Origin of the sequence: Streptomyces griseoloalbus, assembly GCA_014650015.1 — a bacterium.
GTDB lineage: Bacteria > Actinomycetota > Actinomycetes > Streptomycetales > Streptomycetaceae > Streptomyces > Streptomyces griseoloalbus.
The window spans coordinates 114,133-140,013 of the sequence record BMUD01000002.1 but is presented as its reverse complement, the minus strand read 5'-3'; the positions used below and the strand labels follow the sequence as shown (position 1 = coordinate 140,013).

The following is a 25,881-nucleotide window of genomic DNA, read 5'->3' as shown; positions in this document are numbered from 1 at the left end:
ACGAGCCGGCGGATGTGGAACACCGGCGTCCAACAACTCGCCGAAGACCCTGGGACCGAGGGTACCGGACAGTCCTGCTGGTCGCGGACGGCCTCGTGGCCGTTGTCGCGGCCTTATTGATCCACGGGGCGTACGGCCGGTGGGCGGTGGCCCTGGTGCTGCCTCCGACGTGGATCGCGATCATGCTCGCGCATCGTTCCTACGACCGCAGCGCGCTGGGTCTGGGGACCGAGGAGTACCGACGGGTGTTACGCGGTGCCGTGGCGCTGCCTGCTCTGGCCGCGGCCGGGTACTGGCTGTTCACCCGTGATGCGGCCCTTTTCCATGACATGGCCATGGCTGCGTTACCGGTGGCCGCGATCGGCTTGCCGGTCCGGTACACGCTGCGCCACCGACTGCACCGGCGATGGGGCCGGGGCCGGGACCGCAGCTCGGCGCTCCTGGTCGGCCCGGCGCGCGACATCTTGGACCTGGTCGCCGTGCTGCGGCGCGGGAGAGTCGAGGAGATGCAGGTCGCCGGAGTGTGCCTGAGCGATCCGGAGAACGCCACGGAGTTACGCGAAACGGGGCTGCCCGTGCTCGGCGGCGTCGACGACATGAACGACGTGGTCCGGGCCATGGGCATCTCCACCGTGGTGGTGCTCCCCGCGCCCGAGCTGGACGCCCTCGCCCTGCGCCGGATGTCCTGGGCGGTGGCCGCGCAGGGCGTCGACTTCCTGCTGGTCCCCATGCTCTGCGACGTCTCCGCGGCACGGCTGGCGGTCCGCCCCACCAACGGAGTGCCGCTGGTGCGGATCCGGGCACCCAACCTCTCGCGGTCCGCCCGGCTGCCCAAGGAACTGCTGGATCGTTCCCTCGCCGCCGTGCTCCTGCTGCTGCTGGCGCTTCCCATGCTGCTCATCGCCCTCGTCGTCCGGCTGGACAGCTCCGGGCCGGCGTTCTTCCGCCAACAGCGCGTGGGCCGCTACGGCGACCACTTCACCATGCTCAAGTTCCGTACGATGCGCCTGGATTCGGAAGCCCTGCGGGCGGAGCTCGCCCATCTCAACCAGAACAGCGACGGCCTGCTGTTCAAGGTGAAGGAAGATCCCCGCATCACTCGCGTCGGATCGTTCCTGCGCCACAGCTCCCTCGATGAACTCCCGCAGCTGCTCAATGTCGTCCGGGGCCACATGTCGCTCGTCGGCCCCCGCCCGCCGCTGCCCGAGGAGGTCGAGGACTACTCGCCGGACCTCAAGCGCCGGCTGCTCGTGAAACCGGGCCTCACCGGACTGTGGCAGGTCAGCGGCCGCTCCGACCTGCCCTGGGACGAGGCCGTCCGGCTCGATCTCGGATACGTGGACAACTGGTCGATGAGCCTCGACCTGTCGATCCTGCTGCGCACCGGGACCGCGGTGGTGCGAGGAACGGGGGCCTACTGATGGACCGGGGAAAAAGGAGAACCGTGACGCAGCAGCCGTTGGGGGTCGCCGTGGTCGGCGCCGGCTACTGGGGCCCCAACCTCGTGCGCAACTTCCAGGCCGGCGAGGAGTTCAGGCTGCGCTGGCTGTGCGACCTCGACGTGGAGCGGGCCCGGCGGGTCCTCGGCGGCTACTCGACCGTCCAGGCCACCGCGGACTACGCGGCCGTCCTCGCGGACCCGGAGGTGGCCGCCGTCGCCGTGGCCACCCCCGCCGGGACCCACCTCGACATCGCCCTGGCCGCCCTGCGCGCCGGCAAGCACGTCCTCGTGGAGAAGCCGCTCGCGGCGACCTACGCCGACGGCTCACGCCTGGTGACCGAGGCGCAGGAGCGCGGCCTGACCCTGATGTGCGACCACACCTACTGCTACACACCCGCCGTGGGCCGCATCCGGGAGGCGGTCCGCTCCGGCGAACTCGGCGACATCCACTTCGTCGACTCGGTCCGTATCAACCTCGGCCTCGTCCAGAAGGACATCGACGTCCTGTGGGACCTCGCCCCGCACGACCTGTCGATCCTCGACTTCATCCTCCCCGACAACGTCGAGCCGGTCGCCGTCGCCGCTCACGGCGCGGACCCGATCGGCACCGGACAGGCCTGTGTCACCTATCTGACGCTCCGACTCAACACGGGGGCCATCGCCCACGTGCACGTCAACTGGCTCTCGCCGACGAAGGTCCGCACCACCATGGTGGGCGGCGCGAAACGCACCCTGGTCTGGGACGACCTCAACCCCCTTCAGCGGGTGGCGATCTACGACCGCGGCGTGGACCTCGCCTCGCCCCAGGAGATCGGCGTGGACGAGCGCCGCGACATGCTCGTCTCGTACCGCTCCGGGGACATGGTCGCGCCCGCCATCGGCGAGAAGGAGGCGCTGCGCAGCATGGTCGAGGAGTTCGCCGACGCCATCCGGGAACGCCGGGCGCCGCTGACCGACGGCCGGGCGGGCCTGCGGGTGCTGGACATCCTCGAGGCGGCGTCCCGGAGCCTGGAGTTCAAAGGCGCGGTCGTCGGCCTGCGCGCCGGGCGCTGACGGTTCCACCACACTGGGAGGGCACAGCAGTTGAGCAGCGTACGAGACAAGAAGATCCTGGTCACGGGGGGAGCGGGCACCATCGGCTCCCACCTCGTCGACCTTCTGGCAGAAGGCGGCGCCCGCGAGATCGTGGTGCTGGACAACTTCGTGCGCGGCCGGCGGGCCAACCTCGCCCGGCCCCTGCCCAGCGGCGTCGTGGAGATCGTCGAGGGCGACGTCCGGGAGGCGGCCACCGTACGGAAGGTCACCGAGGGCGCCGATCTGGTGTTCCACCTCGCCGCGATCCGCATCACCCAGTGCGCGGAGGAACCCCGGCTCGCCAACGAGGTCCTGGTCGACGGCACCTTCAACGTCCTGGAGGCGGCGGCCGGGGCCGGCGTGGCCAAGGTCGTCGCCTCCTCCTCGGCATCCGTCTACGGCATGGCCGAGACCTTCCCCACCACCGAGCGCCACCACCCCTACAACAACGACACCTTCTACGGCGCGGCCAAGGCCTTCAACGAAGGCATGCTGCGCAGCTTCCACGCCATGTACGACCTGGACTACGTGGCGCTGCGCTACTTCAACGTCTACGGCCCCCGGATGGACATCCACGGCCTCTACACCGAGGTGCTCATCCGCTGGATGGAACGCATCGAGGCGGGCGAGCCGCCGCTGATCCTCGGCGACGGCACCCAGACCATGGACTTCGTCGACGTCCGCGACATCGCCAGGGCCAACGTCCTGGCCGCCGAGTCGGAGCTCACCGACGAGGTGTTCAACATCGCCAGTGGTACGGAGACCTCCCTGAAGGAGCTGGCCGAGGGCCTGCTGGAGGCGATGGGCGTCCAGGGCCTGAAGCCGGAGCACGGGCCGGCCCGCGCGGTGAACGGCGTGACACGGCGGCTCGCGGACACCTCGCGGGCCACCGAACGACTCGGGTTCACGGCACGGATCGACCTGCGCACCGGATTGCGCGACCTGGTCCAGTGGTGGCGCGCGGAGCGTGAGGCGGTCAAGTGAGCACCGATCGCATCCCGGTGATGATCCCGTGGCTCGGTGAGGAGGAGGCGCGGGCCGCCTCCGACGCCGTGCTGTCCGGATGGGTCGCCCAAGGACCCAGGGTCGCGGCCTTCGAGCGGGCCTTCGCCGAGCGGGTGGGCGCCGAGCACGCCGTCGCGGTCAGCTCCTGCACCACCGCCCTGCACCTGTCGCTCGTCGTGCTCGGCATCGGGCCCGGCGACGAGGTGGTGGTGCCCTCGCTGTCGTTCATCGCCACCGCCAACGCCGTACGGTACGCCGGCGCGGAGCCCGTGTTCGCCGACGTCGACCTCGCCACCGGCAACCTGACCACGACGACCGTGGACGCGGTCCGCACCCCCCGCACCAAGGCCGTCCTCGCCGTCCACCAGGGCGGCGTACCGGCCGACGTGCACTCCCTGCGCGCCGCCTGCGCCGACTGGGAGCTGCCCCTGGTGGAGGACGCGGCCTGCGCGATCGGCTCCGCGGTCGGCGGTGAACCCGTCGGCCACGGCGCGCTGCTCGCCGCCTGGTCCTTCCACCCCCGCAAGCTCGTCACCACCGGCGAGGGCGGCATGGTCACCACCGACGACGCCGAATGGGCGGCCCGGCTGCGCCGGCTGCGCGAGCACGGGATGAACACGTCGGCGGCCCAGCGCCACGCGAGCAGCCGGCCCGTCCTGGAGAGCTATCTGGAGGTCGGGTTCAACTACCGGATGACCGACATCCAGGCCGCGGTCGGCCTCGTCCAGCTCGGCAGACTCGACGCGATGATCGCCCGCCGCCGCGAACTGGCCGCCCGCTACGAGGAGTTGCTGCACGACGTGCCCGGTCTCACCCCGGTGCGCGACCCCGGGCACGGGCGAAGCAACTTCCAGTCCTACTGGTTGCTGCTGGACGAGGACTTCCCCGGCGGCCGGGACGGCCTGCTCGGCGCGCTCGCCGACGCCGGCGTCTCCGCCCGGCGCGGCATCATGGCCGCGCACCTCGAACCCGCCTACGCGGACCACCCGGGCGCGCCGCTTCCGGTCACCGAACGGATCAGCCGCGACTCGCTGATCCTGCCGCTGTTCCACACCATGACCGAGGCCCAGCAGGACCGGGTCGTGGCGGCGCTGCGCGAACAGGCCCCTGGATGACCGGGCTCGTCATCGTCGGCGCGGGCGGATTCGCCCGGGAGACCGCCCGGGCGGCGCACGACACGGGCGAGTTCACGCTGCTCGGGCACCTCGACGACAACCCGGCCCTGCACGGAACCGAGGTGGACGGCGTGCCGGTGCTCGGCGACTGCGACCTCGTCCACGCCCTGCCCGGGGCCCGTGTGGTGATCTGTGCGGGCAACCCCCGTGACTACGCGGCCCGCGCCCGCCTGGTCCGCCGGCTCGGCCTGCCCGAGGAGCGCTACGCCACCGTCGTCCATCCGACGGCCGTGGTGTCCGCCACCTCGACGGTCGGGCCCGGCACGGTCCTGCTCGCGCACTGCGTGCTGACCGCGGCGGTACGGGTGGGCGCGCACGTCGCGGTGATGCCGCAGGTCGTGCTCACCCATGACGACGTGGTCGAGGACTTCGCCACGCTCGCCTCGGGTGTCCGCCTCGGCGGGAGCGCACGGCTGGAGCGGGGCGCCTATGCGGGGTCCGGGGCCCTGATCAGGGAAGGCACGACGGTCGGCGCCTGGTCGCTGATCGGCATGGGGAGCAGCGTGCTCGGCGATGTGCCGCCGGGCGAGGTCTGGGTGGGGAGCCCGGCCCGTCGGCTGCGCACGGCGGACGCGACCGCGCTCGCCGAACTGGACACGCGAACAACGGGGGGACCTGTCAGATGACCCGGATACCGCTGGTGGACCTCGGGGCGGCCCACGAGGAGGTCGCCGACGAGGTACGGGCCGGATTCGAACGGATCCTGGCCCACACCGCGTTCGTCGGCGGCGAGGAGGTCCGCCTCTTCGAGCGCGAGTACGCGGACTTCGGCGACGTCGCGCACTGCGTGGGCGTCGCCAACGGCACCGACGCCGTCGAACTCGCCCTGCGCGCCGTCGGGGTGGGTCCGGGCGACGAGGTCGTGGTGCCCGCCAACACCTTCATCGCCACGGCCGGCGCGGTGGCCAGGATCGGAGCCCGCCCGGTTCTGGCGGACTGCCTGCCCGACAGCCACCTCCTCGACCCCGAGGCGGCCCTCGCGGCGGTCGGCCCGGCCACCCGCGCGGTCGTCCCCGTCCACCTGTACGGGCAGATGGCCGACGCCACCGCACTGGCCGACCGGCTGCCCGCGCACGTCCACGTCGTCGAGGACGCGGCACAGTGCCAGGGCGCGACCCGCGACGGCCGCACGCCCGGCGGCGGCGGTGTCGCGGCGACCAGCTTCTACCCGGGAAAGAACCTCGGCGCCTACGGCGACGCGGGCGCCGTACTGACCGACGACGAGGAACTGGCCGGCCGGGTGCGCGCCATCGCCAACCACGGCGGTGTCGCCAAGTACCGCCACGACGTACCCGGGTTCAACAGCCGGCTGGACGCTCTCCAGGCCGTCGTCCTGCGGGCGAAACTGACCCGGCTGGCGGACGCCAACACGGCCCGCCGCGCGGCCGCCGCCCGCTACGACGCGCTGCTCTCCGGCCTGGAGGCGGCAGGCCGGGTCGTCCTGCCGGCGACGGCACCGGGCAACGCACACGTATGGCACCTGTACGTCGTCCAGATCACCGGCGCGGACCGCGACGCCGTCGTCGGCAAGCTCAACGCCGAAGGCATCGGCGCCGGGGTGCACTACCCCGATCCGGTGCACCTCACGCCGGCGTACCGCCACCTCGGCCACGCCCGGGGTGACTTCCCGCACGCCGAGAAGGCGGCAGGCCGGATGCTGTCCCTCCCGCTCTACCCGCAGATCACCCCGGACCAGCAGCAGCGTGTCGTGGACGTACTCGCCCACGCGCTCGGCGGCCGACGCGGCACCGCTGAGAGGTACACATGAACAGATGGAGGAGACGGATCCGGGGCGCCCGCCTCGCCGTCGCGGCCGCGTTGATCTGGGCGGTGCTCCCGCAGTCCGGGGCCGCGCAGGCGGCATCCGACCCGTGCGGCCCCGGCGCCAACCCGATCGTCTGCGAGAACTCCAAGACGGGCAGTCCGACGTCCGAGTGGTTCGCCCCGAACGCCTACGGCGACATCAAGGGCTTCTCCACCAAGGAGAGCGTGCAGGCCGGTGACACCGTCCGGTTCAAGATCCAGTCGCCGGCCCCGTACCGCGTGGAGGTCTACCGCCTGGGCTGGTACGGGGGCGACGGCGCGCGCCTGATGTCGACCGCCGCCCAGGCGGCGGTGACGTACCCGGCCAACTACACGACGAGCCCGGCCGGCTGCGAGACCAGGAGCAGCACCGGCCTGGTCGACTGCGGTAACTGGCCGGTGACCGTGACCTGGACCGTGCCCGGCGACGCCGTCTCCGGCCTGTACATCGCGAACCTCGCTCAGACCGACGGCGACGGCATGATGCCGTACCCGTTCGTCGTGCGCGACGACGACAGCACCTCCGACATCGTCGTGCAGACCAGTGACCAGACCTGGCAGGCGTACAACGACTACGGCGGCCAGGACCTCTACGGCGGCGCCGGACCCGCACCGGACGGCCGGGCCTACGAGGTCAGCTACAACCGGCCGCTGGACATCGGCGGCGACAACGGCATCTACGGCTCCGAGTTCATGATGCTGTCCTGGCTGGAACGCAACGGATACGACGTCAGCTACCTGTCCGGCGTGGATGTGTCCGCCAAGGGTGACACCCTGCTGAAGAAGCACCAGGTGTACATGTCCTCCGGCCATGACGAGTACTGGACGCAGAGCCAGTACTCCCACGTCCTCGAGGCCCGGAAGGCCGGCGTCCGGCAGGCCTACTTCAGCGGCAACGAGGTCTTCTGGAAGACCCGGCTGGCCCCGAGCATCGACGGCACGAACACCGACGGCCGCACCCTGGTCTGCTACAAGATGACCAAGATGGCCCAGAACAACGGCGTCGCCGACCCCAGCGGCACCTGGACCGGCACCTGGATGGACCCGGCCAGCACCCGGTACGGACAGGACTACCAGCCGCCGAACATCCTCACCGGCTCCATGTTCACGGTGAACGGCTACCGCAGCGACGCCATCACGGTGCCCGGTTCGTACGGCAGGAACCGGATCTGGCGGGACACCTCGATCGCCGACCTGACCGCGGGCCGGACCGCCACCTTCCCGACCGGCACCCTCGGCTACGAGTGGGACAGCGACATCGAGAACAGCACCCGGCCCGCCGGGGCGATCGACGTGTCGTCCACCACCGTGGACATCAACGACGGCAAGCTGCGCATGGACTGGGGCAACGTCTACGGCAACGGCACGGCCACGCACAGTCTCGTCGAGTTCCGCGACCAGGACTCCGGTGCCCTGGTGTTCGGGGCGGGGACCGTGCAGTGGGCATGGGGTCTGACCAACATCCCGACGTACGACCCCGAGGACACCGTGGTCACCGAGGACGCCCGGATGCAGCAGGCGACCGTGAACATCCTCGCCGACATGGGCGTCCAGCCGCTGACCCCGCAGAGCGACCTCGTCGCCGCCACGGCCTCCACCGACACGACCGGTCCGGCCGTCACGGTGACCGCCCCCGCCTCCGGGACGACCGTCCCGGCACTGAAGCCGGTCACCATCAAGGGCACCGCCACCGACCGCGGCGGCGGTGTGGTGGCCCGTGTGGAGGTCTCCACCGACGGCGGAGCGACCTGGAGGGCCGCCACCGGCCTGACCTCCTGGACCTACAGCTGGACCCCGACCACCCCGGGCTCCGCCTCCGTCAAGGTCCGCGCGGTCGACGACAGCGTCAACATCGGCACCGTCACCACCATCCCGGTGACCGTCGGCCCCCAGGCCTGCCCCTGCACCGTCTGGCCGGCCTCGGCCGTGCCCGGCACCGTCAACGCGGGCGACGGCAGCTCGGTCGAGCTCGGCGTCAAGTTCCGTACCACGGTCGCCGGTTCCATCACCGCGGTGCGTTTCTACAAGTCGCCCGCCAACACCGGGACCCACACCGGCAGCCTGTGGAGCGCCTCCGGCACCCGGCTGGCCACCGGTACCTTCAGCAACGAGACGGCCTCCGGCTGGCAGCAGCTCAACTTCGCCACCCCGGTCACCGTCAAGGCCAACACCACGTACGTGGCCTCCTACTTCGCGCCCCACGGCGGATACTCCTACGACGCCGCCTACTTCGCCGGCTCCGACGCCGGCCTGACACCGCTGACCGCCCTGAAGTCCGGAACCGACGGCGGCAACGGCGTCTACCGGTACACGTCGACCAGCGCCTTCCCGTCCACCCAGTCCATCGGCAGCAACTACTGGGTCGACGTGGTGCTGGACACCTCCACGGCCACCACCACCCCGCCCACCGTCACCTCCACCTCCCCGACCTCCGGGGCGACCGACACGTCGATCACATCCGCGGTGTCGGCCGTGTTCAGCGCGTCCGTCGACTCCGACGACCTGACGTTCACCGTGAAGGACCCCAGCGGCAACACCGTGCCGGGCACGGTGACCGTGCCCGCGGCGGACAAGGTGACCTTCACCCCGTCGAGCCAACTGTCGCTGCGCACCACCTACACCGCCTCCGTGCGGGGCTCCGACGTCTGGGGCAACACCATGGCGCGACCGGTGACCTGGTCGTTCACCACCAGTTCCACACCACCCCCGGTCACCTGCCCCTGCACGCTGTGGAGGCCCTCCGCCGAGCCGGCCGTCACGGACATGACCACCGACACCAACTCCGTGGAACTGGGCACCCGCTTCACCTCCTCGGCGGACGGCTGGGTCACCGGCATCACCTTCTACAAGGGCACCGGCAACACCGGCACCCACACCGGCAGCCTGTGGTCCGGCGCCGGCACGCTGCTCGCCAGTGGCACGTTCGTCAACGAGACCGAGGCCGGTTGGCAGACGCTGGTCTTCGGCACCCCGGTGAAGATCACCGCCGGCACGGCGTACGTCGCCTCGTACCACGCCCCCCACGGCCGGTACGCGGTGAACGGCGGCTACTTCGCCGCGGCCCACCAGTCCTACCCGCTGACCGCCACGGCCGACACCACCGCCCACCACAACGGGCTCTACCAGTACGGCTCCGACCCGGCCTTCCCCACCAGCTCCTACGGATCCGCGAACTACTGGGTGGGACCCGTCCTCACCGCCGACGATCCGAGCGCCTCCCCGGCGACGGTCACCTCCTCGGAGCCGACCACCTCCACGGTGAGGTACACCGCCGACGCGGCGAGCCCGCTCGTGGCGAGGGTTCCGGACGGAGCCGGGCCGTCGTCCGTCAAGGCGACTCTGACCGTCCTTCCCGGATCCGAGGCGGCCACCGCGAAGAAGCTCCGTGTCAAGGCCGTCACCCATTACGACCGGGCCACCCGCAAGGCGGCCGTCCATCTGACCGCGCCCCTGCCGGACGGCACCCGGTTCGAGGTCACGGTCACGGCGAAGGACCGGCACCGGCACACGGTGACGTCACGCAGCTGGACCCTGACCGCCAAGACCGTCCGCCACCCGAAGAACTGAACGGTCCCGACGCACCGGTGGTGGCCCGAGCCGGCCAAGGCGACGACCATCACCGGGGATTGGCTTTCCCACCGATGAGCAGCGTCAGTGTTGTCATCCCCTGCTACAAGTACGGCCATTTCCTCGCCGACTGTGTGAGCAGCGTCCTCGACGAGCAGGACGGCGTCGACGTCCGGGTGCTCGTCATCGACGACGCCTCGCCCGACGACTCGGCGGAGACCGCGCACAAACTGGCCGCCACCGACCCGCGCATCGAGGTCCGGGTCCACGAGACCAACAAGGGCCACATCGCCACCTACAACGAGGGGCTCCTGGAGTGGGCCGACGGCGACTACGTCACCCTCCTCTCCGCCGACGACCGGCTGGTGCCGGGCGCGCTGGTCCGGGCGGCCGCGCTCCTCGACGCCCACCCCGAGGCGGGGTTCGCCTACGGGCGCCCCCTGCGCTTCCAGCACGGCGGGCCGCTGCCCAAGGCCCGCACGCGCGGCACCGGCTCGGTCGTCTACCCCGGGCAGTGGTGGCTTCGGCGACGGTTCCGCGAGGGCACCGGCTGCATCACCTCGCCGGAGGTCGTCGTCCGCACCGACCTGCAGCGCACGGTCGGCGGCTACGATCCGGCCCTGCCGCATGCCGGTGACATCGAGATGTGGATGCGGCTCGCCGCCCACGCCGACGTCGGCTACGTACGCGGCGCGGACCAGGCCTTCTACCGGGTCCACGGCAACAACATGTCGACCACCGACTTCGGCGGCCAGCTCGACGACCTGCGCCAGCGGCTGGTGGCCTTCGACTCGGTGCTCGCCAAGTGCGGCGACCGGCTGCCGCACGCCGACCGCCTGGCCGACGAGGTGCACACCCGGCTCGCCCGCTTCGCCCTGCGCCGCGCGTACCGCGCCTACGACCGGGGCCGCACGGCGATCGTCCCGGTCGAGGAGTGCGTGGCCTTCGCCGAGCAGTGCCTGCCCGGATACGCGGCGCTGCCCGAGTACCGCGCGCTGCGGCTGCGCAGGCGGATCGGCCCGAGGGCCATGCCGTACCTCCAGCCGCTGGTCTGGTCCGCCGTGGCCGAGCGCGGGCGGGAGTGGCTCTGGTGGGAGTCGTGGAAGCGGCGCGGTATCTGATGCCCCGTCAGTGCGACTCAGCCTGTCACCGGAGTGCCGTCGGCGTGACGGAGCAGGCCGGGCGAGCTCTCGTTCCTCTCCCTGCGGCGCAGCGCGTACCGGTCGCACCACAGCGCGCCCAGGATCGCGGCGGTTCCGCCCAGCAGCGCCGTACCGGCCAGTGCCCGGGTTCGGGAGCCCTGCACCGGGGTGGCGCTCGGGGCGACCAGGACGGACGCGCTGATCCGCAGTCCGGGCGCGATCCCCTGGGCATCCTGCAAGTCCGCCACATGCCTGGTGTAGACGTCGACGACCCGTTGGACCGCCGTGTCGGCCTCGACCGCGCCGGCCCGCCGCGCCTGCACCTGTACCGAGGGGATCAGATAGCGCGGCGTCGCACTGGTGCCGCTGTTGCGCGGGATCAGCTGGTACGCCCCCCGCACGCCGGCGGCGTTCAGCTCCTCGCGCCCGGCGGGCGATTCGAGCTGCTGGACGACCCCGTAGGAGAGTGTGGCGAGCGGCGGTTGCAGATTCGTCAGCTGGTTCGGCTGGTTCCCCGTCACCGGCGGCTTGAGGACGACCACCGCCGAACTCACGTACTGCGGGGCCGGGCGCAGCACCTGGTATGTTCCGGCGGCCGTCAGCAGGAGCCCGAGCAGCAGAACGTACCAGCGGCGCAGCAGCGCTTCGGCGACGTCACGGGGCGACACAGGGACTCCTTCCGTCGGCACCGATCCTCGCAGGCGCCGGGGTCGGCCGCCACCACATCACGCGGGTCGTGCTGGGCCCGGGCACGGACGCCAGGTCCTGCCGCACGGGGCCGGGGGGAGACCTCATGAGCCTTGCCGACCTCTTGGCGATCATGCGCCGGCGCTGGTACTTCATAGGGCCCCTCACCCTGCTCAGTCTTCTCGCGGGCGGATACCTGTACCGGACCATCCCGGTGTCCTACGAGTCGCAGAGCTCCGTCACGCTCCTCGACTCCACGGCGACCGTCGAACTGGCGCCGGCCTTCGGCAACCCCCTGTCGAACGCGGGCGGTCCGCTGGTCATCACGGCCGACGTGCTGATCAGGACGCTCCAGTCGAGCGACTCGGCCGGGGAACTGCGCTCCCGCGGCGTCACGGACCCGTACTCCGTCGCCTTCGCGCCGGACACCGACGGCCCGTTGCTCACCCTGAGCGTCACCGGAACCGACCGGGCGAAGGTGCTCCGGGAGACCACCACCCTCACCCGGTTCGCCGGGGAGCAGCTGACGGCCCTGCAGGCCGCCTCCAAGGTGCCGGCGGTGTACACGGTGCAGACCGCGCCGGTCGTCCTGCCGCAGACACCGGTCCCGCAGTCGAAGAGCCGGTACCAGGGGATAGCGGCGGTCGTCATCGTCGGGCTCGTCAGCGCGTTCCTGCTGTCCGTCCTGGCCGAAGGCGTCGCGACGGTCCGCCGCCGGGGACGCGCCCTGGCCGGGTACGTGCCCCGGCGCCATCGGGCCCGGGCCCCGGAGCGGCCCAGAGGCCTGCTGGTACGCAGACTCGACGCCACGACGATCCTCACCGGCTATCTGGTGCTGGCCGTCTTCGTCCCGTCGAACCTCACCCTGCCCGCGCTGGGCGGCGTCGGTACCCCGGCCAACGTCTTCGCCCTGCTGGGACTTCTCTGGTACCTCGCGACCTGGCTCGGCGGCCGTGTTCTTCCGGCGAAGGGCACCAGGCTGCCGCGCGTGGCGATGTGCGTGCTCGCCGCGGCGGTGCTGCTGTCGTACCTCGCGGCCGCGACCCGCGACAGCTCGCACGAGGAGGCCCTCGCAGCCGACCGGGGGCTCATCGGGCTCTTGGTGTGGGTGGCGCTGGTGGTGCTGGCCTCGGCCGGTATCCAGGAGCGCAGCCGGCTGGAGACCCTGATGCGGCGGCTCGTCGTCCTGGGCACGGTGGTCGCCCTGATCGGCTACTACGACTTCTTCGCCGCGACCAACATCGCCGACTCCCTCGACATCCCCGGCCTGCAGGCGAGCAACGCCGGGATCAGTGCCATGGACCGGGGCTCGTTCACCCGGCCGCGCTCCACCACGGCCCATCCGCTGGAGTTCGGGGGGATGCTGGCCATCCTGGTTCCCTTCGCCGTCCACCAGGCGTTCGATCCGGCACGCCGGCACGCCGGCGCGCTGCGGCGCTGGGCCCCGGTGGCGATCATGGCGGGCGCTCTTCCGCTGACGGTGTCCAGGACGTCCATCATCGGTGCCTTCATCGTGATCCTGGTGATGGTGCCCCGCTGGAAGCCGCAGCGGCGCTGGGCCGCGATCGGACTGATCCTGGGTTCGGTGGCCGGCTTCAAGGTGATCGTTCCCGGGCTGATCGGAACCATCACCAACCTGTTCGCCAGCTTCCTGTCCGACTCCGACAGCAGCACCCAGGCACGTACCGTGAAGTACGGCGCGATCGTCCCCTATCTCGGCGAACGCCCCTGGTTCGGACGCGGATTCGGCACCTTCATCCCCGACCTGTACTTCTTCACGGACAACCAATACATGCTGACTCTGGCCGAAATGGGCATCGTGGGACTGACCGCACTGCTTTTCCTGTTCGTCACCGGGATACACACCGGCGGTGTCATTCGCCGACTCGGCCGCACCGAATCGGACCGGGAACTCGGGCAGGCCTTTCTCGCCTCGGCCCTGGTCGCCCTGGTCATCAGTGCCACCTTCGACGCGCTCAGCTTCCCCATGTACGCGGGGATGTTCTTCCTGATCCTGGGGGCAGGCGGCAGCTGTCTCGGGTTCATCCGCCGCGAGGCGGCTGCCGCTGCCGTCCCCGCCCCCGGTAAGGCATCCGAAGCCCGGCTTCCCCGACTCGCGGGGTCCCGATGAGCCCCGTCGCCGTCGTCGTCGTCACCTGGAACAGCGCCCCGGTGCTCCCCGGGTTCCTCGCCGCGCTTCCCGACGGCATGGCCGGCCTCGACTGGCGGCTCGTCGTCGCCGACAACGACTCCTGCGACGACACCGTCGAGGTTCTCCGGGCGCTGGCCCCCGACGCCACCCTCGTCCGCACCGGCCGCAACGCCGGGTACGCGGCCGGGGTCAATGCGGCGCTGGGTGCGGCCGGTGAGTACCGGGCCGCTCTGATCTGCAACCCCGACATCCGCATGCGGCAGGGCTGCGCCGAACGTCTCGTCGACGGCTTGGGGGACGGAGTCGGGATCGCCGTACCCCTCCTCTATGAGGAAGGCAGGGACACGCCCCATCACTCGCTGCGCCGCGAGCCGAGTGTGCTCCGGGCGCTCGGTGAGGCCGTCATCGGCAATACCCGGGCCGGGCGCTTCCCGGTCCTCAGTGAGCTCGTCACCGACCCCGCCGCATATCGGCGGCGCACGCGCGCGGACTGGGCGACCGGGGCACTCATGGCCATCTCGGGGGAGTGCCTGGCCGCTTGCGGTCGGTGGGACGAGTCCTTCTTCCTCTACTCGGAGGAGACCGAGTACTGCCTGCGTGCGCGAGAGCGGGGATACGTCACACAGCTGGAGCCGACGGCCGAGGCCGTTCACCTGGGCGGCGACTCCCAGGTGTCGCCCCGGCTCTGGACTCTCCTCACCCTCAACCGCGTCCGCCTGTACCGGCGTCGGCACGGTGCCCTCGCCACGGCCGCCTTCCGCGCCGCCGTCCTGCTCCGCGAGACCTCACGCGCCGCCCTCGGCCGCCCGGCCAGCCGGGCGGCCGCGGCCGCGCTCGCCAGACCGGGCGCCCTGCGCACGACACCGGGACCGTGACGGCGAACGCGGTTCGGGGCGCCCCGAAGGGCGCGGGCCTGTGCCGGTATGCGGCGCCGCGTGGGCGCGACCAGCCACGACGGCGCCGCGTTCGCCGCGGTGGTGCGGACCGTTCGCCCGGAGCGGCTCGTCCGCCGGTGCCGCACAGCAGGTCCCGTCCGTTCGATCACCGCCGGTACAGCCGGTACAGCCGGTACAGCCGGTACAGCCGGTACCGCCGGTACCGCTGCACCGGGTCCGGCCCGGCTTCCGCGCCTTGCGCGGCAGCCGGCCGCGTCATGTCCGTCGACCGGGTTGTTCAGCGTGCCGGCCTCGTTCTCACGGCGATGAGCGACTTCGGCGCACCGAGCACCCGCTCGCTGAGGAGCTGGGACCGGGGGAACAGGTAGCGCATCTCCGCGCGGGTGAGCAGCTCGATGTTGATCACGGCGTTCATCGCCGACTCCGGACTGTCGGGGCGGCTGTGGACGAGCGGCCAGTGCCGTACCAGACGCGCCCGGACGCTCAGCGGCAGGAACTGGAAGCCGGGTGCCACGAAGTGCGGTTCGACGGGGAAGTAGCGGTAGGGCGTCTGGATCCAGTGCAGCGGCGCCAGTCGCTCGACGGCGGAGACGAACCTCCGGCGCTGGCCGTGACCGCCCACGTGCTCGATGGTCGAGTTGGAGAACACCAGGTCGTAGCCGCCCTTGCCGCCCAGTTCGGCGGCGACCGCCGGGTCGGTGACGTCGGCGTTCTCCGCGGTGATCCAGTCGGGCAGTTCGGCCGGGTGTTCCTCCAGGTTGATCAGGTGGACGTGCTTGGCGCGCACCGGTGCGCGCAACCACATCTCGGCCGTCCCGCCCAGGTCCACGACGCTCATGTTCTCGATGCCCGGGAAGCAGCGTCGCAACCGTTCCCAGCGGGCGACGCGGAGCCGTTCGCCCAGCGAGCCGGGCGCGTCGACGAATCTGTTCCTCAGGGCGCGGGAGCGGGGCATGGGATCAACCACCTGTGGTCGGAGTGGAAAGGGAGTGAGCCTCAACTGGGCTGCTGCCATCGCGTGTAGAAGCTGGCCGGGTTCATCAGATACCGGACGGTGGGGTGCGGCACATGGAGCACCCGGTGCCTGCGGCCGTACCGGTGGATCAGCTCCCAGTCCTCCCGGGGCAGCACCTCGGGTGTCCGGCGCAGGCGGCTGAAGTGCAGGGAGCGATTGCGGCGGGCGACGAAGGCGTTGGTGTCCAGGAAAGCCGTGCGGGCGGCCCGGCGCCGGTCGTAGGGGACCGACAGGACGTCCGTCTCGCTGCCGTCGGGCAGGACGCGGCGCAGTGCCGTGTAGACGCCGTCGGGCCCGCCGGGGGACTCCAGCAAAGCCAACGTCCGTTCGAGGTGGTCGGGTTCCCACAGGTTGTCATCGTCCAGGAAGGCCACGTACCGCGAGCGCGTCAGCCGGATGCCCACATTGCGCACCACCCCGGCCACCCCGGTGTTGCGTGCCAGTGAGACGGCGAACAGTCGTGGGTCATGCGGCAGCTCGGGCAGTCCGGCGCCGTCGTCGACCACGATGACGACCTGGTCGCGAACGGTCTGGTCCAGGGCCGAGCGCACCGCGGAACGCAGCGCCTCGGGACGTCGGTGGGTGGCGATCACCGTGGCGACCAGCGCCGACGGCGGCGACGCCAGGCCGGCGGCCAGCCGTCGGGTCTCGGCGTCCTCGATCCGGCGCAGCCGCACCGCCGTGGGGGCCAGCACGACCTTGTTCCTGGCCTCGAAGAGGACCAGCCAGCCGAACAACGCCTTGAGCAGCGACCAGGGCGCCCGCGCGACCCGACGCGTCATGACGCCGCTCACGAGGACGGCTCCGGCCGGACCGGGCGGCCGTCGGACATCCGGTTGTTCCGCCACACGTTCCCGGCGCCGCCCGCGTTCCAGTGGGCGACCACGCTGTAGCCGCCGGAGGCGGGGTGGTACTGCGTGGAGAAGACGTTGTCCGTGACCTTGATTCCGGTGGCGCCCGTCCCACCGGCGTACAGCGCGTACGCGCCGCCGGCGATCCAGTTGCGGTCGACGGTGACGTTGCGGACCGCCCCGGAGTCCGCGAACAGGCCGATGCTCCCCGAAGCCCCCTGCTCCAGGCCGGTCGGGTTCAGCAGGGTGTTGTGGCGGATGATCAGATGCCCGGTGTTGCCGCCGCCGCTGATCACCGCGTTGGTGTGCTGCCACTCGCCGCCCTGGTTGACGAACGGGGCGATGTCGTGCACGTAGTTGTCGTGCAGATCGCCCTGCCCCATGGACAGGGCGTCGCCGAACACCGAGATGTCGCACCAGCCCACCTCGATGGAGCTGACCCCCATGTTCGACACCGCGTAGTCCACGCCGCCGTTGTCCGGCCCCTTGCCGGGCACGGCGGTGATGGTGGAGTGCAGGACCCGCAGGCCGTGGTAACCGGGGCGCAGGTTGATGCCCCACCAGTTGGCCGAGGTGATCCTGGTGTCGATGACGGTGACGTCGTTGGCGTAGATGTCGAGCGAGCCGGTGATGTCCTGGCCCCGGAGGACCATCCCGTCGGTACGGACGGTCATGTCGCCGGTCTTGGAGGGCTTGAGGGCGATGCGGGGTCCGGTGGTGCGGGCGTCGGGGAAGCCGCAGGCGCTGGGAGAGGGGCACGCGGCCCGGGCAGCGGGTGTTGCGGACGCACCGCTCGGGCCGGCCGTCGCGGTGGGTTGCGCCGGCGGTGACGGTGCGGCGCTCGGTGGCGCCGGGGAGGCGCTCGCGGGGCAGGTCGGCGCATCGTCCGGGCAGTCCGGAGCGGCGGACCTCTCCGACCCCGAGCAGGCCGTCCCCATGACCGCCAGCAGGGCGGCGAGCAGCAGCCCCGCGAGCGGGATCCGGCCGGTACGCCGTGACATCGGGCTCACCTCATGTCCTGTCGGGTAGGGCGACCCGGTGCGGACGCCCGGTGCCGGACGCGGTGAGGCCGGTCGTCGGGGCGGACGCCGCGCAGGAAGTCGCGGCTGGGCAGTACGCACACCGTGTAGCCGGCCAGGGCGATGGTGCCGATGACGAGGAGCGCGAGCGGCCCGTCGCCGAACGGGAGTTGCAGGCCGAGGACGATCGCCGCCATCACGGCCCCGCCGAGGAAGGGCCACGCGCAGGCCCTGGCGATCAGGCCGAGGCCGATGCCGCCACGGCGGAGGGCGATCAGGAAGACCGGCACCACGAGGCCGCCGGCGACCAGGACGTGGCCCTGGGAGACTCCGACGATGCCGTTCAGGCGGGCGGCGACGAGAAGCACCGGGATCAGGGCCACCAGCCACAGGCCCTGCACCAGGAAGAGCGAGCGGCGCTGTCCGACGGCGACCAGGCAGTCGTAGGCGAGTTCGCTGCCGATACGGATCAGACCGAGGGCCATCAGCCAGGGCAGTGCCGCGGCAGCGGGGGCCCACTGGCTTCCGTAGACCAGCCGGACGACCGGCTCCGCGAAACCGGCCAGCAGGACGCACAGCGGGACGGTGCCGGTGATCAGCATGCCCAGGGCACGGCCGAAACCCTGGGCGAGCGCCCGCGGCGAGTCGGCCAGACGGGAGAATCCGGCGAAGGAGACCCGGCGGGCGGCCTCGGAGATGATCCTCACCGGCCAGCCGGACATGTTGAAGGCGAGCACGTAGAAGCCCAGCGACACGTGACCCAGCGTCGCGCCCAGCACCATGGTGTCGACGTTGACCACAGCCAGGGCCAGCATGCTCGCCCCGGCCAGCGGAAGCCCGAACCTCAGCAGGGCCCGGGCCTGTTCGGGGTCCCATCCGTATCTCAGGGTGCCCGGTGCCGCCAGCCAGCAGCCGATCAGCGTCACGAGGTTACCCGCCACGGCTCCCCAGGCGAAGCTCATCGCGCCCCAGCCCTCGAAGGCCAGCAGCAGCGTCACCGCGGTGCCGAGCACGAAGTTGAGGGCGTCGATGATCATTCGCTTGCCCTGGGCGAACTCACGGGTGAGGAAGCCGCCGGGCACCTGTGCCACCCCGTCGATCACCACGCACAGACACATCACCCGCAGCACGTCCGTGGCGCCCGGCGAGCCGAGCAGACCGCCCACCGTCGGAGCCACCGCGAACAGTGCCACGTACAGCAGGCCGCTGGAGAGGGTGCTGAGGGTCAGCACGGTCGGCGCGAACCGCCGCGCGTCCCCCTCCCAGCGCACGATGGCCAGGCCCACGCCCAGCTCGTTCGCGGACAGCAGGACCAGCAGCACGGTCTGGGCGATGCCGTACACACCCCATTCCGCGGGGCCCAGGGCGAAGCGCGCCAGCACGATGCCGGTCGCGAAGTTGCCCAGGCGCAGGACGACGGTGTTGATCAGGCTCCACCGGGCCGCCGAACGGACCTTCCGGCCGAGGGAGTCGGAAGCGGGGGCCGCGGGAGCGGGAGGAGCGGATGCGTCGCCCGGCTCATCCGTCCCGCTGTCCGGTGCGCGGGTGATGTCCATGAGTCGACTCCTCGTCGAGCGGCTCCACGGCGGACGCCACTGCCATGACGGGCCGTGGCGCTTCGGCCTCTGCGGCGACCGGACCGTCCCCGGCGGACTGTGACCAACTCGGTGGCCGCCGGATGGCGAGCGTTTCGTCCGGGACCGATTCCCCGGCCGGCGGGGTGGAGGTGGTCGTCTCCTCCTCCGGCTCGACGGGCCGTGCCACCGGCCCGGGCGGGTGCGACCTGTTGCGCGCCTCCACGTAGAAGGCGGTGACCAGGGTGAGCACCAGGCCCAGGGCCCCGGCCATGACCATGTACTGGATCCGCGTCCTGGTCTGCGCCACCGGCTTCTGCGGCGGCACGATCGTCGTCATCCGGATCATGGCCTTCGGAGCGACCGACTGCTGTTCCTGGAACTGCCCCAGCCGTTCCTCGGCATAGGTGGTCAGGATCCTGTCCGAGGCCAGGACGGAGGCCTCGTCGGTGCCGGTGACCGTGAGCCACATCAGCGGCCCCTGCGCGTTGTCGGCGATCTTCGCCTCGAACGTACCCCTGGCGCCGCGGGACCTGAGCTCCTTCAGCGAGTCGTCGGAGTTGAGACTGCGGGCCAGGCTGTCGGCCATGCCGGTGAGCGAGGTCTGCGTGCTGAGGAAGGGGTTGCCGTCGTAGGCCAGCGTGGCCTTCTGGGAGTTCAGCAGCACCACCGTGCTCTGCGACTGGTAGCTGACGGGAACCGTCGAGGTCACGCCGACGATCAGGCCGGCGGTCAGCAGCAGTCCGGGCAGCAGGACATACCAGCGTCTGCGCATGACCCGAAAGATCTCAGCGAGATCCATGGCGGTCCCCCCTGGCGACCAAGTGTGCGACGGTCGTGTGTGGCGAGCGGATCATAGGGGGAACGTGCGGTCCGTGCGCCCCGGTCGGCCGATGAGGTCCGGGCGATGGACGGGTCCCGGCCGGTCGGTCGGTCTCGGCCGCGTGCGCGCGGTGCCTCCGTGCAGCAGCACGTCGGCGATGCGGTCGCTCGCCCGGCCGTCCCACAGCTCGGGCCGGCGCGGCGCGGGAGGGCCGTCCAGTACCCCGTTCACGGTGCTCACGATGCGTGCCGGATCCCGCCCGGCCAGCACGTTGGTCCCCTCTTCCACGGTGATGGGCCGCTCGGTGTTGTCCCGCAGCGTCACACACGGCACGCCCAGCGCAGTGGTCTCCTCCTGCACACCGCCGGAGTCGGTCAGCACGACGCTCGCCGCGTCCTGAAGCGCGATGAAGTCCACGTACCCCGCGGGCGGAACGAGTCGAATGCCTCCGGGGACACCCAGCTCGGCCAGCCGGCCGGCCGCGCGCGGGTGCACCGGCAGCACCAGCGGGCAGCGGCCGGCGATCTCGCCCAGCGCCTTCAGCAGTCCGGCGAGCACCCCGGGGTCGTCCACATTGGCGGGCCGGTGCAGCGTGACCAGGCCGTACCCGCCCCTGGTCAGACCGAACCGGTCGAGGACGTCCGAGGCCCGGGCGCGCTCCAGGTTGGCCAGCAACGTGTCGATCATGACGTTGCCCACCAGGTGGATCTGGTCCTCCCGGTAGCCCTCGGCGCGCAGGTTCTCGGCCGCGTCGGGCGAGGGGGCCAGCAGATAGTCGCTGACCCGGTCGGTGGCGACGCGGTTGACCTCCTCCGGCATGCTCCAGTCACGGCTGCGCAGACCGGCCTCGACATGGGCCAGCAACGGGCCCGCCTTCGCGGTGACCAGGGCACAGGCCAGCGTGGAGTTGATGTCGCCGAACACGACGACGAGGTCCGGGGACACCTCGTCGAGCAACGGCTCGAACGCGGTCATCACCCGGCCGGTCTGCTCGGCGTGGCTGCCGGAGCCGACGCCGAGGAAGCGGTCCGGCGGCCGGATGCCCAGATCGGCGAAGAACACGTCGTTCATGGCCGGGTCGTAGTGCTGTCCGGTGTGGACGAGGAGCACCTCGGCGCCTCGGCGCTCCAGCGCGTCCATGACCGGTTTGACCTTCATGTAGTTGGGGCGCGCCCCGGCGACACAGATGATGCGCGGCATCTCTCAGAGCACCTCGATCGTGGGTCGGGACGGCAGCCGCCGCCGGCAGTCGAGGACGACGGGGGCGTGCTCGGCGACGAGTTCGTAGTCGAAGGAGTCGTGGTCGGTGAGCAGGACCACCACATCGGCGGCCGCCAGCTCCTCGGCTTCGAGATCGACCCGCACCAGCCGGGTGTCCACCGGCAGGCTCTCCACGACGTGCGGGTCCGCCGCCCTGACCTGCGCCCCCATGTCGAGCAGCAGTTGGGAGATGCGCAGCGCGGGCGACTCGCGGGCGTCACCCGTGTTCTTCTTGTAGGCCAGCCCGAGCAGCAGGATGCGCGAACCGTTGACGGACCGGCGTCTTGCGTTGAAGAGGTCGCCGATCCGCCGTGCCACGTACTCGGGCATGTGGTTGTTGATGTCGTTGGCCAGCTCCACGAAGCGGAAGTTCTGGCCGAGTTCGCGCTGCACCCGCCAGGACAGGTACGAGGGGTCGATCGGCAGGCAGTGGCCGCCGACACCCGGCCCGGGAGTGAACTTCATGAAGCCGAACGGCTTGCTGGAGGCGGCCTCGATGGCCTGCCAGACGTCGATGTCCAGGTGATGGGCGAACATCGCGATCTCGTTGACCAGCGCGATGTTCACATGCCGGAAGGTGTTCTCCAGCAGCTTGGCCAGCTCGGCCTCCTTGGGCGAGCTCACCGGCACGGTGGTGTCGACGAGTTGCGCGTAGAAGTCCTGAACCGCCCTCAGCGAGGACTCGTCGACACCGGAGACGACCTTCGGAGTCGCCGTGAAGTCCCACACCGCGTTACCGGGGTCGATCCGCTCCGGGCTGTAGCCGAGCCGGAAGTCGCTGCCCGCGGTGAGACCCGAACCTTCCTCCAGGATCGGCGCGAACAGGTCCTGGGTGGTGCCGGGGTAGGTGGTCGACTCCAGGACGACCGTGGCTCCGGGGCGCAGATAGCGGGCGAGGGTGACCGCCGACTCCTTGATGTACCGCAGGTCGGGGGTGCCCTCGTGGAGCGGGGTCGGCACCGTCACGACGGCGACGTCGAAACCGCCGCAGTCACGCGCAGACTCGCTCGGGCGATAGGTGCCGTTGTCCAGGGCCGCGCGGATCCGCTCGGAGGAGACGTCCTCCACGAAGGACTCGCCGGCCGTGAGGCTCTTGATCCGCAGGGCGTCGACGTCGTAGCCGATCACCTCGTGTCCGACCTCGGCGGCCCGGATGGCCAGCGGCAGGCCGACGTATCCCTGTCCGACCACGACGACGCGCATCAGCGACTCCTGTTCGCGGGAGCGATCGACGGGGTGAGCCGGATGCGCTCGCGCGCCGTCATGAGGGCGAAGGCAGCATTGGTGGTGAGATAGCGCCGGCCCAAGCGGCGCGGTTCCTGGAGGGCCCGGTAGAGCCATTCGAGTCCCCGGCGCTGCCAGGACTCGGGGGCCCGCCGGGTGACCCCGGCCACGATGTCGAAGGAGCCGCCGACCCCGTGCACGACACGGGCGCCCGTACGCGCGCCGTAGGCGGCGGTGAAGATCTCCTTTTTCGGCGAGGTCATGCCAAGGAAGAGCATCTGGGCGCCACTGCGGGCTATCGAGTCCGCGATGGCTTCCTGCTCGGAGTCGTCGAAGTAGCCGTGGCGGCTGCCGGCCACCTTCAGACCGGGGTACCGGTCGGCGACCCGGCGCAGCATCTCCTGGAGCACTTCCTGCCTGGCACCGAGGAAGTACACCGACATGCCCGCCGACTCCGCCTCCGCCAGCAGCCTCAGGAACAGGTCGATCCCCGCCACCCGCTCCGGCAGTGGAGCACGCAGTATGCGCCCGGCCCAGACCACGGCCTGCCCGTCGGCGAGCACCAGATCGCAGCCGGCCACCGCCTCGGCGAGCCGCGGATCCCGCCGCATGGTGACCAGCTTCGCCGCGTTGACCACGCCGATCTCCAGCTGTCCGCCGTCCCGCACCGCGGCGAGGCAGCGCTCCACGGTCTGGTCCATGGTCAGTGGGTCCAGCTCGATCCCGAACAGTGACTGCCGCTCGCTCATATCCGGCCCCCCTGCCAGGCGTGGAGCATCCAGCCGAGTTCGTACGGCCGGCATTCGTGGTCCACGGACAGCGGGCGGTACACCCGGTCCAGAGGCGTCAACCGGAGGCCCGGGACGGCCCGCGTGGACAGTCCGCGGGCGGCGCGTACGGCCTTCTTCGGATCGCCCCGGTAGACCTTGCGCCAGGTGACGCTCAGCCCGTCGACGATCAACGGCTCCTGGGCGGCGGGGTGTCCGGCCAGTTCCGGCACGTCCGTCATCCACCGCAGACCCTTGCGGATCGACGCCCCGAAGTCGCTGCCGCCGGCATCGGCGAGGTCGAACAGGGCGGTCGGCGCCATCGCGTGCTGATGGACGCTGTAGACCGGATAGCCTTCCACGACACCCCCGGTGCGCGCGTCGTAATGCCACCACCACTGGCCGCCCTCGCCCTGCAGCTCGCAGAGGCGGGCCGCACAGGCCTCGGACGCGGCCAGCGCCTCGGGATCGCCGTCGCCGCCGGCGTGGGCCCGGGCCAGAGCCTGCAGCGGGTAGGTCTGGTCGGCGAAGCAGCTCACATGGGCCCGGTACCAGGGCACCAGGCCGGGGCCGGTGGCGTGCGGGAACAGCGGGCCGTTTCCGATCCGGGCCCGCAGCAGACGGTCGCGCGCGGCGGCGAGAGGCCTCTCGACGTCGGCCGAGTCACGAGCCGCCGCGAGCGCGGACAGCACCCAAGCCGCCTCGACGGTGTACTGCGGCCGGTCGTGGTCGTCCAACGCCTCGACTCCGGCCAGGGCGTCGGAGAGCTTGGGATGCCCGGTCTCGGCGGCAGCCCAGGCGATGAGCGCCGCGTCGCCGAGGTTGGTCACCGAGGGCAGGGACTCCACCAGCGAGCCGGTGAACTCCTGGGCGGTACGCCCCGCGAGCACCACACGCTGACGGTCCTCGGGCAGATGGCGGACCCCGAGAGCGGTGATGGCCGCGTACCGCGTGCTGGTCCCGCGCCGCTCCAGACTCCAGGAACCGTCGGGTGCCTTCGTCCCGGCCATGGTGAAGGCGAAGGCCTCCTGGCCGGGTAACAGCATCGCGGGCAGGCCCGACTCCGCCAAGGAAAGCAGTCGTTGAGCCAGCGGGAGCAGCGACGGTTCGTCACGACCGAGCGTCGCGAGACGTGAAGTGGTCATCTTTCGGACACACCAACCCCCCTGTGGGTCCTGTGTTGAACCGACTGGTGTCCGTCGGGCCACGACCGGCCGGACGGTGAAAGGCAGACGTCAGGCGCTCCCGGCTTCAGACACAGGTGTCCCCATCACCCCGTAACCCCCCTGAGCACCACTGGCTTGTGTGCTTACTGTGCTTGGCCTGCACACTTCACACACATCTTATGCCGGTAGATGTTCGAGCATTTGCCCTTTGAGGGAAACAGCTGAAAACAGCTGGAGACGACAGTCGGCACGAGAGGTCACGGTCGTTCCACGAGCCGGCCGGCCTTCTCCTCGTACAGCGCCCCCGTCTCCGGGCACTCCCAGACGTCCGGCGCGCCCTCGCGCGCGACCAGCCGGACGCCGGCCCGGCCGACCCAGCCGATCCGGCGGGCCGGAACGCCTGCCACGAGAGCGAAGTCGGGCACGTCCCGGGTCACCACGGCGCCCGCCGCGACCAGCGCCCAACGGCCGACGCGCACGGGGGCCACACAGACCGAACGGGCCCCCAGCGACGCCCCCTCGTCCACCACGACCGCCACGGCCTCCCAGTCGCCGCCACGCTTCAGCCGGCCCTCCCTGTCCACCGACCGGGGGAAGTGGTCGTTGGTGAGCACCGCCGCCGGCCCGACGAACACCCCGTCACCGAGCACCGCGGGTTCGTAGACCAGCGCATAGTTCTGGAGCTTCACGTTGTCGCCGATCCGCACCCCGGGGCCGACATAGGCTCCCCGGCCCACGATGCAGTTGCTGCCGAGCCGCGCGTCCTCCCGTATCTGGGCCAGGTCCCAGACCGTCGACCCGTCGCCGATCGTGGCCGACTCGTCGACCTGGGCGGTCGGCTGGACCCTGAAGTTCATCTGGTCGGACCTTTCTGCTGAGTGGTCGCCGCGGGCGAGGAGCGGGTGGGGCAGAGGGCGTGCGGGTCACCGGGCGGCCCGTTCCTTCAGCGGTTCCCACCAGGAGCGGTCGTCCAGCCCCTGGTGGGCTCGCATCGTGTTCGTGTCCTCTTTCCGCATGACCGTCCGGGCCACCTCCTCGGCCGCGGTGAAGAACTTGCCACTATGCCAAGGCTTCGAGCCGAGCCGTGCCGTGAGACGGCCGGCTCCACGGGTTTCCGTCGCCTGGGCGCCCGACGGGAGCGGCGCGACGACCGCCACGAAGCCCTCCCCCGACTCGCCGTCTGCTTGATCGCCCGCCGCCACGTCCACGCCCTTGTCAGGGGGCTGTTGGAGGTGAAGAA

22 protein-coding genes are annotated in these 25,881 nt (G+C 71.2%); 10 read left to right on the top strand and 12 right to left on the bottom strand.

Translation table 11 applies throughout. The features are described 5' to 3' along the window. The first annotated feature begins 95 nt into the window (after nucleotides 1-95). From IE178_RS03535 to IE178_RS03500, 8 genes are all read left to right on the top strand, one after another. Entirely contained in the window at nucleotides 96-1,421 is a 1,326-nt protein-coding gene (locus IE178_RS03535; protein WP_318279828.1) for a sugar transferase, read from the top strand. Nucleotides 1,422-1,444: 23 nt separating this feature from the next. After that, complete coding sequence (locus IE178_RS03530; RefSeq protein WP_318279827.1) at nucleotides 1,445-2,494, top strand: Gfo/Idh/MocA family protein; 1,050 nt, start codon at nucleotides 1,445-1,447, stop codon at nucleotides 2,492-2,494. Nucleotides 2,495-2,524: 30 nt separating this feature from the next. Further along, complete coding sequence (locus tag IE178_RS03525) at nucleotides 2,525-3,499, top strand: NAD-dependent epimerase/dehydratase family protein (protein WP_193511250.1); 975 nt, start codon at nucleotides 2,525-2,527, stop codon at nucleotides 3,497-3,499. Then, nucleotides 3,496-4,635: a DegT/DnrJ/EryC1/StrS family aminotransferase gene (locus IE178_RS03520; RefSeq protein WP_318279826.1), complete on the top strand. Its 1,140-nt coding sequence runs from the start codon at nucleotides 3,496-3,498 to the stop codon at nucleotides 4,633-4,635. The genes IE178_RS03525 and IE178_RS03520 overlap by 4 nt, the downstream gene beginning before the upstream one ends. Next, nucleotides 4,632-5,321: an acetyltransferase gene (locus IE178_RS03515; protein WP_184762030.1), complete on the top strand. Its 690-nt coding sequence runs from the start codon at nucleotides 4,632-4,634 to the stop codon at nucleotides 5,319-5,321. Before IE178_RS03520 ends, IE178_RS03515 begins: the two co-directional genes overlap by 4 nt. Continuing rightward, nucleotides 5,318-6,463 carry a DegT/DnrJ/EryC1/StrS family aminotransferase gene (locus tag IE178_RS03510; RefSeq protein WP_193511249.1) on the top strand — a complete coding sequence of 382 codons (1,146 nt, stop codon included), beginning with the start codon at nucleotides 5,318-5,320 and terminating at the stop codon, nucleotides 6,461-6,463. Before IE178_RS03515 ends, IE178_RS03510 begins: the two co-directional genes overlap by 4 nt. Then, nucleotides 6,460-10,065, top strand: coding sequence for a DUF4082 domain-containing protein (locus IE178_RS03505; RefSeq protein ID WP_193511248.1), 3,606 nt, complete (start codon nucleotides 6,460-6,462; stop codon nucleotides 10,063-10,065). The genes IE178_RS03510 and IE178_RS03505 overlap by 4 nt, the downstream gene beginning before the upstream one ends. A 74-nt stretch (nucleotides 10,066-10,139) precedes the next feature. Further along, on the top strand, nucleotides 10,140-11,186 hold the full coding sequence (locus tag IE178_RS03500) for a glycosyltransferase family 2 protein (RefSeq protein ID WP_184762027.1): 1,047 nt from the start codon (nucleotides 10,140-10,142) through the stop codon (nucleotides 11,184-11,186). 17 nt (nucleotides 11,187-11,203) lie between these two features. Here IE178_RS03500 and IE178_RS03495 read toward each other — a convergent pair whose 3' ends face one another. After that, entirely contained in the window at nucleotides 11,204-11,875 is a 672-nt protein-coding gene (locus tag IE178_RS03495; RefSeq protein WP_193511247.1) for a hypothetical protein, read from the bottom strand. 125 nt (nucleotides 11,876-12,000) lie between these two features. Here IE178_RS03495 and IE178_RS03490 point away from each other — a divergent pair, with 125 nt between their 5' ends. Both IE178_RS03490 and IE178_RS03485 read left to right on the top strand, forming a co-directional pair. Then, entirely contained in the window at nucleotides 12,001-14,025 is a 2,025-nt protein-coding gene (locus IE178_RS03490) for an O-antigen ligase family protein (RefSeq protein WP_193511246.1), read from the top strand. Beyond that, nucleotides 14,022-14,921, top strand: coding sequence for a glycosyltransferase family 2 protein (locus tag IE178_RS03485; RefSeq protein WP_193511245.1), 900 nt, complete (start codon nucleotides 14,022-14,024; stop codon nucleotides 14,919-14,921). The genes IE178_RS03490 and IE178_RS03485 overlap by 4 nt, the downstream gene beginning before the upstream one ends. A gap of 298 nt (nucleotides 14,922-15,219) precedes the next feature. Here the strand turns inward: IE178_RS03485 and IE178_RS03480 are convergent, their stop codons facing one another. The 11 genes from IE178_RS03480 to IE178_RS03430 all read right to left on the bottom strand — a co-directional run bounded on the left by IE178_RS03480 (nucleotide 15,220) and on the right by IE178_RS03430 (nucleotide 25,798). Further along, nucleotides 15,220-15,897 carry a class I SAM-dependent methyltransferase gene (locus tag IE178_RS03480; protein ID WP_184762023.1) on the bottom strand — a complete coding sequence of 226 codons (678 nt, stop codon included), beginning with the start codon at nucleotides 15,895-15,897 and terminating at the stop codon, nucleotides 15,220-15,222. Nucleotides 15,898-15,938: 41 nt separating this feature from the next. Beyond that, nucleotides 15,939-16,739 (bottom strand): glycosyltransferase family 2 protein, encoded by an 801-nt coding sequence (locus IE178_RS03475; RefSeq protein WP_184762022.1) that lies wholly within the window; start codon nucleotides 16,737-16,739, stop codon nucleotides 15,939-15,941. Between the two features lie 8 nt (nucleotides 16,740-16,747). Continuing rightward, complete coding sequence (locus IE178_RS03470) at nucleotides 16,748-17,809, bottom strand: right-handed parallel beta-helix repeat-containing protein (protein ID WP_318279824.1); 1,062 nt, start codon at nucleotides 17,807-17,809, stop codon at nucleotides 16,748-16,750. 5 nt (nucleotides 17,810-17,814) lie between these two features. Continuing rightward, nucleotides 17,815-19,383, bottom strand: a complete 1,569-nt coding sequence (locus IE178_RS03465; RefSeq protein WP_193511243.1) for an oligosaccharide flippase family protein — start codon at nucleotides 19,381-19,383, stop codon at nucleotides 17,815-17,817. Next, nucleotides 19,346-20,176 carry a YveK family protein gene (locus tag IE178_RS03460; protein WP_318279822.1) on the bottom strand — a complete coding sequence of 277 codons (831 nt, stop codon included), beginning with the start codon at nucleotides 20,174-20,176 and terminating at the stop codon, nucleotides 19,346-19,348. Before IE178_RS03460 ends, IE178_RS03465 begins: the two co-directional genes overlap by 38 nt. Nucleotides 20,177-20,254: 78 nt before the next feature. Next, a complete protein-coding gene (gene wecB / locus IE178_RS03455) occupies nucleotides 20,255-21,424 on the bottom strand; it encodes a non-hydrolyzing UDP-N-acetylglucosamine 2-epimerase (protein ID WP_318279821.1) in 1,170 nt (389 codons plus the stop codon). A 3-nt stretch (nucleotides 21,425-21,427) separates the two neighbouring features. Then, a complete protein-coding gene (locus IE178_RS03450; protein ID WP_193511241.1) occupies nucleotides 21,428-22,687 on the bottom strand; it encodes a nucleotide sugar dehydrogenase in 1,260 nt (419 codons plus the stop codon). Then, nucleotides 22,687-23,457, bottom strand: coding sequence for a WecB/TagA/CpsF family glycosyltransferase (locus IE178_RS03445; RefSeq protein ID WP_193511240.1), 771 nt, complete (start codon nucleotides 23,455-23,457; stop codon nucleotides 22,687-22,689). Before IE178_RS03445 ends, IE178_RS03450 begins: the two co-directional genes overlap by 1 nt. Next, nucleotides 23,454-24,620 (bottom strand): hypothetical protein, encoded by a 1,167-nt coding sequence (locus tag IE178_RS03440; protein WP_193511239.1) that lies wholly within the window; start codon nucleotides 24,618-24,620, stop codon nucleotides 23,454-23,456. Before IE178_RS03440 ends, IE178_RS03445 begins: the two co-directional genes overlap by 4 nt. A gap of 278 nt (nucleotides 24,621-24,898) precedes the next feature. Continuing rightward, nucleotides 24,899-25,498: an acyltransferase gene (locus IE178_RS03435; protein WP_184762015.1), complete on the bottom strand. Its 600-nt coding sequence runs from the start codon at nucleotides 25,496-25,498 to the stop codon at nucleotides 24,899-24,901. A gap of 66 nt (nucleotides 25,499-25,564) precedes the next feature. Further along, entirely contained in the window at nucleotides 25,565-25,798 is a 234-nt protein-coding gene (locus IE178_RS03430) for a hypothetical protein (RefSeq protein WP_193511238.1), read from the bottom strand. Nucleotides 25,799-25,881 lie beyond the last annotated feature (83 nt).

Bases quoted from the DNA above. Each gene is read 5' to 3' on its own strand.
- IE178_RS03435 (WP_184762015.1), bottom strand. From the start codon at position 25,498: ATGAACTTCAGGGTCCAGCCGACCGCCCAGGTCGACGAGTCGGCCACG.
- IE178_RS03470 (WP_318279824.1), bottom strand. From the start codon at position 17,809: ATGTCACGGCGTACCGGCCGGATCCCGCTCGCGGGGCTGCTGCTCGCC.
- IE178_RS03450 (WP_193511241.1), bottom strand. From the start codon at position 22,687: ATGCGCGTCGTCGTGGTCGGACAGGGATACGTCGGCCTGCCGCTGGCC.
- IE178_RS03460 (WP_318279822.1), bottom strand. From the start codon at position 20,176: ATGCGCAGACGCTGGTATGTCCTGCTGCCCGGACTGCTGCTGACCGCC.
- IE178_RS03485 (WP_193511245.1), top strand. From the start codon at position 14,022: ATGAGCCCCGTCGCCGTCGTCGTCGTCACCTGGAACAGCGCCCCGGTG.
- IE178_RS03445 (WP_193511240.1), bottom strand. From the start codon at position 23,457: ATGAGCGAGCGGCAGTCACTGTTCGGGATCGAGCTGGACCCACTGACC.
- IE178_RS03490 (WP_193511246.1), top strand. From the start codon at position 12,001: ATGAGCCTTGCCGACCTCTTGGCGATCATGCGCCGGCGCTGGTACTTC.
- IE178_RS03505 (WP_193511248.1), top strand. From the start codon at position 6,460: ATGAACAGATGGAGGAGACGGATCCGGGGCGCCCGCCTCGCCGTCGCG.
- IE178_RS03510 (WP_193511249.1), top strand. From the start codon at position 5,318: ATGACCCGGATACCGCTGGTGGACCTCGGGGCGGCCCACGAGGAGGTC.
- IE178_RS03480 (WP_184762023.1), bottom strand. From the start codon at position 15,897: ATGCCCCGCTCCCGCGCCCTGAGGAACAGATTCGTCGACGCGCCCGGC.
- IE178_RS03475 (WP_184762022.1), bottom strand. From the start codon at position 16,739: ATGACGCGTCGGGTCGCGCGGGCGCCCTGGTCGCTGCTCAAGGCGTTG.
- IE178_RS03515 (WP_184762030.1), top strand. From the start codon at position 4,632: ATGACCGGGCTCGTCATCGTCGGCGCGGGCGGATTCGCCCGGGAGACC.
- IE178_RS03440 (WP_193511239.1), bottom strand. From the start codon at position 24,620: ATGACCACTTCACGTCTCGCGACGCTCGGTCGTGACGAACCGTCGCTG.
- IE178_RS03465 (WP_193511243.1), bottom strand. From the start codon at position 19,383: ATGGACATCACCCGCGCACCGGACAGCGGGACGGATGAGCCGGGCGAC.
- wecB (WP_318279821.1), bottom strand. From the start codon at position 21,424: ATGCCGCGCATCATCTGTGTCGCCGGGGCGCGCCCCAACTACATGAAG.
- IE178_RS03500 (WP_184762027.1), top strand. From the start codon at position 10,140: ATGAGCAGCGTCAGTGTTGTCATCCCCTGCTACAAGTACGGCCATTTC.